The sequence below is a fragment of the Caenimonas koreensis DSM 17982 genome, from assembly GCF_009646335.1.
GTDB classification, from domain to species: Bacteria; Pseudomonadota; Gammaproteobacteria; order Burkholderiales; family Burkholderiaceae_C; genus Ramlibacter; species Ramlibacter koreensis.
On record NZ_WJBU01000012.1, the window covers coordinates 116,191 to 129,378 of the forward strand.

General features: G+C 64.4%; 13 protein-coding genes. 8 read left to right on the forward strand and 5 right to left on the reverse strand.

Translation table 11 applies throughout. The annotated features are described in order from the left end of the window. Positions 1-98: 98 nt before the first annotated feature. Positions 99-320 carry a twin transmembrane helix small protein gene (locus GHT07_RS13810; RefSeq protein ID WP_153585679.1) on the reverse strand — a complete coding sequence of 74 codons (222 nt, stop codon included), beginning with the start codon at positions 318-320 and terminating at the stop codon, positions 99-101. Between the two features lie 15 nt (positions 321-335). Between GHT07_RS13810 and GHT07_RS13815 the strand changes: the two genes are divergently transcribed. Genes GHT07_RS13815 through GHT07_RS13835 form a run of 5 tightly spaced genes read left to right on the forward strand, consistent with a single transcriptional unit; the run spans position 336 to position 4,427 of the window. Continuing rightward, positions 336-1,079, forward strand: coding sequence for an SURF1 family protein (locus tag GHT07_RS13815; RefSeq protein ID WP_323740936.1), 744 nt, complete (start codon positions 336-338; stop codon positions 1,077-1,079). Continuing rightward, positions 1,015-1,764: a hypothetical protein gene (locus GHT07_RS13820; protein ID WP_407646637.1), complete on the forward strand. Its 750-nt coding sequence runs from the start codon at positions 1,015-1,017 to the stop codon at positions 1,762-1,764. Before GHT07_RS13815 ends, GHT07_RS13820 begins: the two co-directional genes overlap by 65 nt. Before the next feature lie 2 nt (positions 1,765-1,766). Beyond that, the gene (locus tag GHT07_RS13825) at positions 1,767-2,924 is read left to right on the forward strand and encodes a COX15/CtaA family protein (protein WP_153585681.1); all 1,158 of its coding nucleotides are present in this window, start codon (positions 1,767-1,769) and stop codon (positions 2,922-2,924) included. Further along, on the forward strand, positions 2,921-3,829 hold the full coding sequence (cyoE, locus tag GHT07_RS13830) for a heme o synthase (protein ID WP_153585682.1): 909 nt from the start codon (positions 2,921-2,923) through the stop codon (positions 3,827-3,829). Before GHT07_RS13825 ends, cyoE begins: the two co-directional genes overlap by 4 nt. A gap of 4 nt (positions 3,830-3,833) precedes the next feature. After that, entirely contained in the window at positions 3,834-4,427 is a 594-nt protein-coding gene (locus GHT07_RS13835; protein WP_153585683.1) for an SCO family protein, read from the forward strand. A gap of 6 nt (positions 4,428-4,433) precedes the next feature. Here GHT07_RS13835 and GHT07_RS13840 read toward each other — a convergent pair whose 3' ends face one another. The 4 genes from GHT07_RS13840 to ftsY form a co-directional block, all read right to left on the reverse strand. Next, on the reverse strand, positions 4,434-5,432 hold the full coding sequence (locus GHT07_RS13840; RefSeq protein ID WP_153585684.1) for a Bug family tripartite tricarboxylate transporter substrate binding protein: 999 nt from the start codon (positions 5,430-5,432) through the stop codon (positions 4,434-4,436). Positions 5,433-5,516: 84 nt separating this feature from the next. Next, positions 5,517-7,268 carry a sensor domain-containing diguanylate cyclase gene (locus GHT07_RS13845; RefSeq protein WP_153585685.1) on the reverse strand — a complete coding sequence of 584 codons (1,752 nt, stop codon included), beginning with the start codon at positions 7,266-7,268 and terminating at the stop codon, positions 5,517-5,519. Between the two features lie 90 nt (positions 7,269-7,358). After that, positions 7,359-8,291, reverse strand: coding sequence for an RNA polymerase sigma factor RpoH (gene rpoH, locus GHT07_RS13850; RefSeq protein WP_153585686.1), 933 nt, complete (start codon positions 8,289-8,291; stop codon positions 7,359-7,361). A gap of 182 nt (positions 8,292-8,473) precedes the next feature. Then, positions 8,474-9,520, reverse strand: coding sequence for a signal recognition particle-docking protein FtsY (ftsY, locus tag GHT07_RS13855; RefSeq protein ID WP_153585687.1), 1,047 nt, complete (start codon positions 9,518-9,520; stop codon positions 8,474-8,476). Positions 9,521-9,549: 29 nt separating this feature from the next. Here ftsY and GHT07_RS13860 point away from each other — a divergent pair, with 29 nt between their 5' ends. From GHT07_RS13860 to rsmD, 3 genes are all read left to right on the forward strand, one after another. Beyond that, positions 9,550-10,974, forward strand: a complete 1,425-nt coding sequence (locus GHT07_RS13860) for a M16 family metallopeptidase (RefSeq protein WP_228488344.1) — start codon at positions 9,550-9,552, stop codon at positions 10,972-10,974. Positions 10,975-10,992: 18 nt separating this feature from the next. Beyond that, on the forward strand, positions 10,993-12,330 hold the full coding sequence (locus GHT07_RS13865) for a M16 family metallopeptidase (protein ID WP_153585688.1): 1,338 nt from the start codon (positions 10,993-10,995) through the stop codon (positions 12,328-12,330). Positions 12,331-12,595: 265 nt separating this feature from the next. After that, positions 12,596-13,168 carry a 16S rRNA (guanine(966)-N(2))-methyltransferase RsmD gene (rsmD, locus tag GHT07_RS13870; RefSeq protein WP_153585689.1) on the forward strand — a complete coding sequence of 191 codons (573 nt, stop codon included), beginning with the start codon at positions 12,596-12,598 and terminating at the stop codon, positions 13,166-13,168. The last annotated feature ends 20 nt before the right edge of the window (positions 13,169-13,188 follow it).

The window sequence follows — 13,188 nt, forward strand, 5'->3', positions numbered from 1 at the left end:
TGCAATGCCAACAACAAGGGCCGCGATAGCGGCCCTTTGTCATTCATTCACCCTGCGAGATTCCACCCCATTGCACTCAACGTGGAACCATCGCTGCGTCACCTGCTCAATGGAATACCTGTCGGCTGGATGTACCCGAGCTTCCATGCCACCAGAATGCAGATGAACAGCAGCACAGACAGCCCGATGCGAAACGTCAGCGCCCGGACCATGTTGTTCGACTTCGCCTTGTCGCCCTTGCCGCCGCGCATCATGAAGAACAGCGCTGAGCCGAGGCTTGCGACAATGGCCAGGAAGGCAAGCAGCACGATGTATTTCATGGAAGCGATTATCCCGTGAGCACGAAGCGCACCGGGCGGTTCTGGCTGGCGACCATTGCCTCATTAGGGGGGATCGCCATCACGATCGCGCTCGGCTTCTGGCAGTGGGGCCGCGCTGCGCAAAAAGTTGCGCTGCAGGTGAGCATCGACGAGCGCAGGAGCATGCCTGCGATCGACAGCAAGGCATTGCTGGGTGCGAAGTCGCTGGCCGACATCGTTCATCGCCCGGTGCTGCTGCGTGGCACCTGGCTGGCTCGCTACACGGTGTTTCTCGACAACCGGCAAATGCAGGGCCACCCTGGCTTTTATGTCGTCACGCCACTCCAGCTCGAAGGCAGCGGCATACCTGTGCTGGTCGAGCGCGGCTGGGTGCAGCGCAACTTTGTCGATCGCGAAAAGCTGCCGGCCATCGAGACGCCGGCTGGCGTGGTCGAGCTGCGCGGCCGGGTAGCCCCGCCGCCTGCCAAGCTTTATGAATTCGCCGGCGCAGCGCAGGGGGCGATCCGGCAAAATCTCGATCTGGCGCAGTTCCGCGCCGAGACCGGCCTGGCGCTGCCCAGCCTGGCCGTCCAGCAAACAGGCGATGCCTCGCAGGGTCTGCTGCGTGACTGGCCCCAGCCGGGCAGCGGCTCCGAAAGAAACTACGGCTATGCGTTCCAGTGGTGGGCCATCGCCTTCGTGATTGCATTCCTCTATGCCTGGTTCCAGTTCATCGTCCCGCGACAGCGCTCCCGCCGCCAAGCGCGCCACCATGCTTGACGAGCCGCTCGGCCTGACGGTGCATACGCTGCCTGCTCCGCAGGAGGCAGCTACTGCCGATAGCAAACGCACGGCAGTGGGGCGGCTGAAGATGCTGCTGGTGCTTGCCGTGTGCGCCGCGCCGGTCATCGCGTCCTATTTCACGTACTACGTCGTGCGGCCCAACACCAAGAGCAACTATGGCGAGCTGGTGGAGCCGCAGCGGCCACTGCCTGCACTGACGGGCACGACGCTCGATGGCCGGCAGATCGCGTTGCCGTCACTGCGCGGCCAATGGCTGCTGGTCAGCGTGGCGGGTGGTGCATGCAATTCGCTTTGCGAGCGCAACCTCTATCTGCAGCGGCAGCTGCGGGAGGGGCTGGGCAAAGAAAAAGACCGTGTTGATTGGGTGTGGCTCGTGCCAGACGACGCGCCGGTCAGGCCCGAGCTGACGCCCGCCCTCGCACAGGCCACTGTGCTGCGTGTCGATGGCGCGCAGCTGAGGCAATGGCTCTCACCAGCAGCGGGCCACACGCTGGAAGACCACCTCTTCATGGTGGATCCGATGGGTAACTGGATGATGCGCTTTCCCGCTTTGCAAGGCGCCTCTGTGGACGTCACAGCCGCCAGGAACATGAAGCGCGATGTCGAACGGCTGCTGCGCGCATCCGCCTCATGGGACCAACCGGGCCGCAGCCCCAAGTGATCATGGCGACGCAACCTTTGCTTGATCTCTCGCCCGTGCTGCACGTCATGCTGATGGGCCTGGTGGTGGCGCTCGGGCCCATCGCATGGGTGTGGGTGCGCAACCCGAAGGCAGTCGCCACACGACGCCTGCAAGCGCTCACGCTGATCACACTCTTTCTCACGTTCGATCTCGTGCTCTTCGGCTCATTCACGCGCCTGACTGACTCGGGCCTGGGCTGCCCCGACTGGCCCGGCTGCTACGGCAACGCCAGCCCCACGGGCGCGCATGAGGAAATCAGCCGCGCGCAAGCTGTGATGCCGACAGGACCCGTGACGCACGCCAAGGCGTGGATCGAAATGATTCACCGCTACCTCGCGACCGGCGTTGGTGTGCTGATCGCCACGCTCGCGCTGACTACGTGGCTGGAGCGCCGCCGCAGTGGCGGCACGATCCATCCGTGGTGGCCGACTGTCACGCTGGCATGGGTCTGCGTTCAGGGTGCGTTCGGCGCTTTGACTGTGACGATGAAGCTCTTCCCGGCCATCGTCACCCTGCATCTGCTGGGCGGTGTTGTGTTGCTCGCGTTGCTGTGCAAGCAGGCGGTTGCCTACGCGCAGGCTGAGCGGGGCACACCGGCAACATCCGTCAGCGCGGGCTTGAAGGGATTGCTCATCGCGACGACCGCTGTGCTCTGGCTGCAAATTGCATTGGGCGGCTGGGTCAGCACCAACTACGCCGTGCTCGCCTGCACCGAATTCCCGAAGTGCCAGGGCAGCTGGTGGCCTGCGATGGACTTCTCGCAGGGCTTCGAAGTGTGGCGTGCGCTCGGGCTCACGTCAGCGGGTGACCACATCAGCTTCGCTGCCTTATCGGCGATCCACTATGTGCACCGGCTGTTTGCCTATGTGGCCTTCGCTTTCATCGTCGCGCTGGCCATCCAGCTGAACAAGGCCAAAGTGCTGCCGCTGCAGACGCGATGGCTCGTCGCGCTGGCGTTGATGCAGCTGGTCACGGGCTTGTCGAATGTCGTGCTCGACTGGCCGCTCGTCGCTGCCGTGCTCCACACGGGCGGTGCTGCGGCCCTGGTGGTTGTGCTGACATGGACTCTCTGTGAGAGCAGGGTTGCCGCGGGCGCGCTGGCAACTGCGGCGTCCAACGCGCGGAGGTCGATCGCATGAGCGCCGCCAGCCAGCCCCAAGTGCAGCCGCTGCACGTGCCGCGGTGGCGGCAGTTCTATTCGCTGATGAAGCCGCGCGTGATCCAGCTGATCGTGTTTTGCGCACTGATCGGCATGGTGCTGGCCGTGCCCGGTATTCCTTCACTCGACAACCTGCGTGTGGCGCTGATTGCCTGCGCTGGCATCTGGCTCGTCGCCGGCGCTGCGGCCGTCTTCAACTGCCTGGTCGAAAAGAGCATCGACGCGAAGATGCGCCGCACCTCGTGGCGCGCAACGGCCAAGGGCGAGATGAGCGACTGGCAGACGCTGCTGTTTGCCGCGGTACTGTGCGCCATCGGCTCGTACATGCTCTATCGCTGGGTGAACCCGCTCACGATGTGGCTCACCTTCGCCACGTTTGTCGGCTATGCGGTGATCTACACCGTGATCCTCAAGCCGCTCACGCCGCAGAACATCGTGATTGGCGGTGCGTCAGGCGCGATGCCGCCGGTGCTCGGCTGGGCCGCCATGACGGGCGATGTCGGCCCCGAAGCCTTTATCCTGTTCCTCATCATCTTTTTGTGGACGCCGCCGCACTTCTGGGCGCTGGCGCTGTATCGCGTGGAGGACTATCGCAAGTCCGGCCTGCCGATGCTGCCGGTGACGCATGGCAATGAGTTCACGCGGCTGCAGATTTTTCTCTACACGCTCGTGCTGTTTGCCGCCTGCCTCATGCCCTTTGCTTACGGCATGAGCTCATGGCTGTACCTGGTCGCGGCGGTGGCGCTGAGCGTGGGCTTTTCCTGGTACGGCTGGCGCCTGCTGCGCGAGTATTCCGACGCGCTGGCACGCAAGACATTCCGCTTCTCCCTCATCCACCTGAGCCTGCTGTTTGCAGCGCTGCTGGTGGATCACTACCTGTTCTGACCTTATGAAACGCCGTCACGTCATTGCCTCATTTGCCGGCGTTGCCTGGCTCGCCGCGCTGTCCGCGTGCACCGAGGCCAAGCCGCAATTCAAGAGCATCGACCTGACCGGCGCCGACTACGCGAAGGACTTCAAGCTCACCGATGCGAATGGCGCGGTGCGCACGCTCAAGGAGTTCAACGGCAAGCTCGTCGTGATCTTCTTCGGCTATACGCAGTGCCCCGATGTCTGCCCCACCACGATGGCCGAGCTGGCCGAGGCCAAACGCATCATGGGCAAGGATGGCGAGAAGGTGCAGGGCATTTTCGTGACGGTCGACCCTGAGCGCGATACGCCCCAGGTGCTCAAGGCGTACATGGGCAACTTCGACCCGACGTTTGTTGCGCTGCGCCCCGCGCCCGAAGAACTCGCCGGCGTGGCGAAGGACTACAAGGTCTTCTACAAGAAGGTCGATGGCAAGACGGCCACGAGTTACACCATGGACCACTCCGCGGCGAGTTACGTGTACGACACGCGGGGCAACCTGCGGCTGTACACGCGCTACGGCAGCGGAGCGCAGGCCCTCGCGTCAGACCTGCAGCTGCTGCTCAAGAGCTAGGCAGACCTATTCGACCTTGATGTTGCGCTGGGCGATCACGCCGCCGAGCAACGCAGTGTCTGCCTTGATGCGATTGGCCAGACCTTCCGCCGATGTGCCTGCCGTCTGCCAGCCTTGCTGGAACAGCTTGGCGCGCACTTCCGGCGAGCGTGCAATTTCACCGATCAGGCGCGACAGCTTTGCAGCGATGGGCTTGGGCATGGTGGCGGGCGCTGCAGCGGCCGTCCAGATCTCCAGCTGAAAGCCGCGCACGCCGCCTTCGTCAAGGCTCGGGTACTCAGGCACCAGCGTGCTGCGTCCTGTTGACGTGACGCCAATCGCCTTGAGTTTGCCCGCCTTGATCTGCGGTGAGGCAAGGCCCGGCGGCAGCAGCGCGAGCTGCAGTTGCCCGCTGATCATCGCGTTGATCACCTGCGGGTTGCCGGGGTAGGGCACATGCACGGGATCGATGCCGGTCTTGGTCTTGAGCAGCTCCATGCCGATGTGTCCCACCGTGCCGACGCCGGGCGTGCCGTAGCTCCACGTGTTGCCGGCAGTGCGCGCAGCCGCAATGAATTCCTGCGCGGTGTTGCCCGGCGCATTGGCCGGTGCCGTGAGCAAAAGCGGCGCCGTGCCGATTAGGCTGAGCGGTGCCAGGTCTTTGAGGGGATCGAATGGCGTTGCCGGGTTGAGCAGCTTCGCGATCGTCATGTTGCCGTTGATCATCACGCCGATCGTGTGGTTGTCCGTGGCCTTGGCCACCATGTCGGCGGCGATGTTGCCGCCGGCACCGGGCTTGTTTTCCACGATCACCGGCTGTCCAAGTGCCTTGGACAGTGGCTCGGCAATGGTGCGCGCCACGAGGTCGGGTGTGGAGCCGCCGGGAAAGCCGACGAGGATGCGGACTGTGCGCGTGGGCCACGCTGCGTCGGCGTCTGCCTTGGCGGCCTTCTGGGCGAGTGCGGTGGTGCCGACGGCGGCCAGTGCGAGCGCCAGCACAGTGCGGCGCATGAGGTGAGTGGTCATGGATCGGACTTCCTTGGTGTGGTCAGTGCGGCCGTCATGGCGGCTGCGAACGACATCCTAGCGCGTGTGGTCCACTGCGGCGGGTCAGAAGTTCAGTGGGCGTATGAGTTTGCGGGCATCGGGGCGCATCGAATCGAGCCCGTCCACCAGCCATTGCAAACTCCCTGGCGCATCCCGTTCGCCATCGGGAAGCATCGCGACAGTGATATGGAATTTCAAAGTCGCCGCAGGCGGTAGTGCGTCGTTGGGTCGCAGCCCGCTCGCAACGAGCTGCTGCGCGCGGCTCATGGCAATTTCGGCGGTTGTAGGCCCTTCGAGCAGCAGCGCGAAGTCGTGACTGCCGACGCGCGCCGCCAGGTCGATATCGGTGATCGCATGCCGCAGATGCGAGGCGGCGACCACCAGCATGCGCTCACCGGTCTCGCGACCGAACTCCTCGATGATCGCGTCGAAATTCGAGATGCGGGCAGCCAGCAGCGCGCACGGGCGTTTCAGGGTGCGCGCACGCGCGATGGCGTCGTCGAGCCGCTGCAGCAGCGTGCGCTGATGGGCTATGCCGGTGAGGGCGTCGTTGTGCGACAGGGCGGCCGCGCGCACGCGCGACTCGCGGCGGCGGTTGCCGCGCAGCGTGAGCGCATAGAACAGGATCGGCATCTCCACGGCAGCACCGATCGCGAGCGCATAGCGCGTCAGGCCACTGGCCGGCATCAGGTTGAGGCCGCGGGCCACCGGGAAGAGCGCCATCACGACGACAGGAACGAAGCCGAGCGCAATGAGCCGGATGTACGGGTCGTCGCCCTTGATCCAGACCATTGCGATGAGTCCGGCCACCGTCACCAGCGACAGGACCGCAAGCACCATCACCACTGCAAACGACGTGCGTGTGAGCAGCCACGTGTCGAGCGCGACGGCGGCCAGCAGCGCAAGGATCAGCAGCCACACGAACATGTCGAGCACCTTCGAGAAGCGGCCCGGCTCCGTCACCGTCCGGGCGAACCACAGCGCGGCTGCGCCCGATATGCCGGGCAGCACGAATGTCGCGACCTCGTTCCACTTCAGCATCTCATTCCAGATGTGCTGCGCCCCGACACCGAGGTAGGCGAGCTGCCCGATGGCCAGGGAGCCGACGTACACGGCATACACAGCGAAATTGCGGTCGCGATAGGCAATCGCATTGGCTGCAGCCACCAGCGTGATCAGCAAGGCGAGGCCGAAGTACGCGCCCAGCAGGAACTGCTCGCGCTCGCGCGACGCGACGAGTGCTGCCTGGTCATAGAGCGCCACAGGTGTCGCGAAATCGACGCGTGCGTGCTCCACGCGCAGGAAATGGCGCACAGGTTCCGTGCCCGCACTGGAGAGCTCGAACGTCGGGAAGCGCCCTGGCACGGGCCAGTCGGACACGGCCTTCACATCGCCCGCCTCCTGCTCGACCCACTGGCCATCTGCGCCCCGGTAAAACAGTTGTGCGCGATCCAGGCCCGACGACTGCAGCTCGATGAACCAGCGCTTGCGTGTGGGCAGCACCGTGTCAAAGACGATCCACATCGCTTTATTGCCGTCGAGGTTGTATGAGCTGCCGGGAACACGCAGTTGCCACGGCAGCGTGTCGGCGAGGGCGGCCGCCTCGACTTGTTCGACGGGCCGCTTGCCGGTGTCGTCGATCCAGAAACGGCTGCGCGAGTCCAGGGAGATCACGCGCTCGCCCGCGCCGAGCACGATGGCAGCCGGAGCGGGCGTGGCGGTGGATGGCGTCCCCTGGGCGCCCGCCATGCCCATCGAGCACAGCCACCACAACACTCCTATCCAGCAGGAGATGGTTGTCGTTGTTCGTCCCACCCGGCCATTGTCACAGCATCGCGATGCCGCGGGAAATAAAAAAGCCCGGCGGCGCCGGGCTTAATGTTGAAGGCCTGATGGCCCAGGCGCTCAGGCGTAGGCCGCAAGAGCCTTCTTCATTTTCTTCATTGCTGCCGATTCGATCTGGCGGATGCGCTCTGCGCTCACGCCGTATTCGGCAGCCAAGTCATGCAGCGTCAGGCCGCCCGAGCCGTCGTCATTGACCTTCAGCCAGCGCTCTTCCACGATGCGGCGGCTGCGGTCGTCGAGTGTTGCCAGTGCGGCGGTGATGCCGTCGGTGGCCAGTTCGTCGCGCTGGCGCGATTCGATCATCTGCGTGGGCTCATGCCCCACGTCTGCGAGATAGGCGATCGGGCCGAAGGCTTCATCACCCTCATCGCTGGGCGAGGGGTCGAGCAGCACATCGCCACCGGCCATGCGCGCTTCCATCTCGATGACTTCTTCGCGCTTGACGTTCAGCTCGCGCGCCATCGTCTCGATCTGCGAGTCGGTCAGGCTGTCGCGATGCGTCTGCACGCCTTCGTCGTCCTTGAATCCCTGCTTCATCGAGCGCAGGTTGAAAAACAGCTTGCGCTGCGCCTTGGTCGTCGCGACCTTGACCATGCGCCAGTTCTTCAGGATGTATTCGTGGATTTCGGCCTTGATCCAGTGCAGCGCATAGCTCACGAGGCGCACACCCTGGTCAGGGTCGAAACGCTTCACCGCCTTCATCAGGCCGATGTTGCCTTCCTGGATCAGGTCGCCGTGCGGCAAGCCGTAACCCAGGTACTTGCGCGAGACCGACACTACGAGGCGAAGGTGCGACAGCACCAGCTTCCCGGCCGCTTCGAGATCGTTTTCATCACGCAGCTTGCGCGCGAATTCCTGCTCCTGTGCCAGCGTCAGCATGGGCAGGCGGTTCACGGCGGAGATATACGCGTCCAGATTGCCCAGCGACGGAACAACTGCCCACGGATTGGCTACAGCCAGCGCGGTACCCTGGGATGCCAAAGGTGTCGACATGCGGGGAGTTCCTTTCATATAGGGAATGGGATATTAGCACTCGGTTAGACGGAGTGCTAACCAGCAAGTTCACCCGAAGCATAACGAAATTAAGGGTTATCCCGGCAACCAAAAGGTCATTTTGCGGGCCGGCTAACCCCCGCCTCACTAAGACTACTTATGGGTTACAGCCGGATGGTCGGCTACTGCAGCAACGCCAGCGCAAATTCCCGGGCGTTGAAGGTTTCGAGGTCTTCCAGCTTTTCGCCGACCCCGACGAAGTAAACAGGCACCGGCTTTTCCGTGGCAATGGCCGCGATCACGCCGCCCTTGGCCGTGCCGTCCAGCTTGGTGATGATCAAGCCCGTCAGGCCCAGCGCATCGTCGAAAGCACGCACCTGCGCCAGCGCGTTCTGGCCCGTGTTGCCGTCAATCACCAGCAGTACCTCGTGCGGGGCCGTGGCATCGGCCTTTTGCACGACGCGCTTGATCTTGCGCAGCTCTTCCATCAGGTGCATCTGCGTGGGCAGGCGGCCGGCGGTATCGACCAGCACTACGTCCTTGCCGCGCGCCTTGCCCGCGGTCACGGCGTCGAATGTCACGGCGGCCGGATCGCCACCGGCCTGGCTCACGATCTCCACCGTATTGCGATCCGCCCAGACGGCGAGCTGTTCGCGTGCCGCCGCACGGAACGTGTCGGCAGCGGCCAGCAACACCGTTGCGCCTTCGTCGGCGAGATGCTTCGTGAGCTTGCCGATCGAGGTCGTCTTGCCGGCGCCGTTCACGCCCGCCACCATGATGATCGTCGGCTTGAACTCGCCGATCACCAGCGGTTTTTCCAGCGGCTTGAGCAACTGGGTGAGTGAGTCGATCAGGATGTTCTTGACCTGGACGGGCCGCGTCGCGCCGCTGGCTTGCACCCGGCGCTTGACTTCACCGAGCAGCTGCTGGGTCGCCTTGACGCCGGTGTCCGCCATCAGCAGCGCACTTTCGAGCTCTTCGTAGAGGTTGTCGTCGATCTGCGCGCCCGTGAACACCTGCGAAATGCCCGTGCTGGTCTTGCGCAGCCCGGCACTGAGTCGATCAAGCCAGCGCTGCCGCTCGGGCGCGACAGCCTCGGGCACAGGAATCTCCATCGGCTGCACGAGGGCGGTGCCGATGAGACTGCCGCCCGATGAGGCAGGCACGGGTGCGGGGCTGGATGCAGGTGCCGGCGCAGCCGCCGGCTTTTTCCTGAAGAAACTGAACATTGGGAGGGTTTCTAGAATCAGAGGATTCTATGAAACAGACCATCATGCACCGGCTACGCGGCTTCTCGCTGCTGTTCGCCCTTTTCATACCCCCCGTCCTCGCTCCAATGGCGCTTGCCCAGACGACGGCCCCCGTGCCGAAGACTGACGTCTTCAAGCTCAAGAACGGCTTTACCGTTGTTGTGCAGGCCGACAAGCGCGCCCCCACCGCCGTCCACATGGTCATGGTGCGTGTGGGGTCGATGGATGAGGTCGATGGCAACACGGGTATCGCGCACATCCTCGAACACATGCTGTTCAAGGGCTCCAGGACGCTGAAGGCGGGCGAGTTCTCGCGTCGCGTCGCGGCCCTCGGTGGCCGCGAGAACGCCTACACGATGCGCGATGCAACAGGCTACTTCCAGCAGATACCCGCGAACCGCCTCGAAGACGTGATGAAGCTGGAGGCTGACCGCTTCGCGAACAACCAGTGGCCCGACGACGAATTCAAGCGTGAGCTCGAAGTCGTGAAGGAAGAGCGCCGCATGCGCACCGACGACGAGCCGCGTTCGCTGCTGTGGGAAGCGCTCAACGCGACGATCTACCAGGCCTCGCCATACCGGCGACCCGTGATCGGCTGGATGGGCGACCTCGACTCCATGACGCCCAACGACGCACGCGACTTCTACAAGCACTGGTACGTGCCGGCGAATGCGGTCGTGCTCGTGGTCGGTGACGTCGATCCGTTCAAGGTGAAGCAGCTTGCCGAGAAGTACTACGGCCGGATTCCGGCGCGGGCAGTGCCGGGCCGCAAGCCGCGCGATGAACCGCCGCAAGTGGGCATGCGCCGGCTGGAAGTGAAGGCGCCTGCTGAACAGGCCTACGTGGCGCTGGCGTTCAAGGTGCCGCAGTTCACCTCACTCGAGTCAACGCCGGACAACAACGACACACTGGCGCTCACGGTGCTCTCGTTCGTGCTCGACGGCTATCCGGGTGCGCGGCTTGACAGGGCGCTGACGCAGGGGCCTGACCGCCTCGCAGACAGCGTCGGTGCGGGCAACGGCTTTTCCGGCCGTGGCCCGCAGCTGTTCACGCTCGAAGGCGTGCCGGCGCAAGGCAAGACCACGGAGCAGCTCGAAGCGGCATTGCGCGCAGAGATCACGAAGATCGCACGTGACGGCGTGAGCGAGGCCGAGCTCAATCGCGTGAAGACGCAGTGGATTGCCAGCGAGGTCTACAAGCTCGACTCGATCATGAACCAGGCGCGCGAGCTGGGCAGCTACTGGATCGAGGGGCTGCCGCTGGACACGAGCGAGCGCATCATCGAGAAGCTGCGCCGCGTCACGTCGGACGACGTCAAGGCAGTGGCTGCCAAGTACTTTGGCGATGACCAGCTCACCGTGGGCGTGCTGCGGCCGCAACCCGTCGACCCCAACCGTAAACCGCGCGCGGCTCCTGCCGGCCTGCGTCACTAGGAAGCGGGCAGCATGCACATGACACAACTTCACAAGAGCGTGGCGCGCATCGCGCTCGCTGCTCTGGCGCTTGCCTGCGGCCAGGCCTATGCCGCCATCCCGATCCAGAAATGGTTACAGCCCAGTGGGGCTGCTGTGTACCTGGTCGAGAGCCAGACACTTCCAATGGTTGACGTACGGCTCGAGTTTGATGCCGGCGGCCGCCGCGACCCGGCAGACAAAGCGGGCAGGGCAAGCATTGCGGCCTCCATGACATCGAAGGGCGTCGAAGCGCGCGATGGCCGTCCTGCGCTCGACGAGAACCAGCTCAGCGAAGCATGGGCTGACCTCGGCGCGTCGTTCGGCGGTGGCGCTACCGCTGACCGGATGAATTTCACGATGCGCTCGTTGACCTACCCTGACGTGTTGCCCAAGGCGATCGACCTTGCCGCGCGCCAGCTGGGCGAGCCGGCGTTTCCGGATGCCATCTGGCAGCGTGACCGCCAGCGCATGGCAGCGTCGATCCGCGAGGCCAATACCAAGCCCGCGACACTGGCGTCGCGCGCCTTCGAGGCGGCAGTGTTTGGCAAGCACCCTTATGGCTACGAGACCACCGAAGCGTCCATCGCGCGCATTTCCGTGCAGGACATGCGCGATGCCTACAAGCTGGTCCAGCCATGCCGCGCCAAGGTGACGATCGTGGGCGCGGTCAATCGCGCCCAGGCGGACGCCATGGTGACGACGCTGCTGTCGCGGCTGCCGTCAGCTGCCCGTTGCGAGGCATTGCCAGAGGTGCCGGAGGTGGCTGCGCTCGCCGCGCCGGTGGCGACATCGATTCCATTCGCGTCAGCGCAAGCACACGTGCTGATCGGCCAGCCGGGCTACAAGCGCAACGACCCCGACCACTTTGCGCTGATGGTGGGCAACTACATCCTGGGCGGCGGCGGACTCGTCTCGCGCCTGTCTGATGAAGTGCGCGAGAAGCGCGGCCTCAGCTACAGCGTGTACAGCTACTTCGCGCCGGGCATGCACGCAGGCGCATTCACGATCGGCCTGCAGACGCGCCCCGACCAGACTGCGCAGGCCGTGAAGATTGCGCGCGAGACGATGGCGGCGTTTGTTGCCAGCGGCCCGAGCGACGCCGAATTGAAAGCGGCCAAAGACTATTTGATCGGCGGTTTTCCGCTGCTGCTCGACAGCAACCGCAAGTTGCTCGACAACGTGGCAAACATCGCCTGGTATGACTTGCCGCTCGATTACCTCGACACCTGGACGGCCCGTGTACAGCGCCTGACGCCAGCCGACATCAAGGCGGCCATGGCGCGCAAGCTGCAGCCGCAGCGGATGGTTGTCGTGACCGTTGGCGCGGGCAGCTGATGCTTCAGCCTGCATGCAAGGGGCTCGCGACGATGGTATCGATCGTGAACAAATTCGCTCCCGACCCCTGTCAAGGTTGACAGGGGTCGGGCCACAGGCCCATTGCGTGACCTTCAGAATGGCCCATCGCTGTCACACGATCTGCGAATCGAAAGACTCGCAGGGCACCCCAAGGAAATGCCGGAACCACTCGCTGGTTCCGGCATTTTTCTTTTGGGCGGCGCCTTTGTTGGGGCGGTGTGCGATTGATTAAGCTTGGGGCCACATGAAACCCCACACGCGCCCGCCGAACGAAGTGCGCATCATCGGCGGACTCTGGAAGCGCACCCGCCTGCCAGTGCCCGACAAACCGGGTCTGCGCCCCACGCCCGACCGCGTGCGCGAAACCCTTTTCAACTGGCTGGGCCAGGACCTGACGGGATGGCGTTGTATCGATGCATTCTCCGGATCAGGGGCGCTGGGCTTTGAGGCGGCCTCGCGTGGCGCCACCGACGTGCTGCTGGTCGAGCAGGATGCCGCGCTCGTCGCCTTGCTGCGCACCACCCAGCAAAAGCTGCAGGCCACGGCCGTCAAGGTCGAGCGCGCCAATGGCCTCACGGTACTGGCACGCACGTTGCCCGGCACCTGCGACCTGGTCTTTCTCGATCCACCATTCGACGCGAACCTGTGGAACAAGGCGCTCGCATCTGCGGCAGCACTGCTGCAGGCGCAAGGGCGCATTTACCTGGAGGCGCCGGTGGCCTGGAGCGACGAACAGCTTGCGCCCTTTGGCCTTGCGGTGGAGCGGCACATGAAGGCTGGCGCCGTGCATGCTCACTTGCTGCGTCGGGCTGCATAATCCACCGCACACAAGCTGAC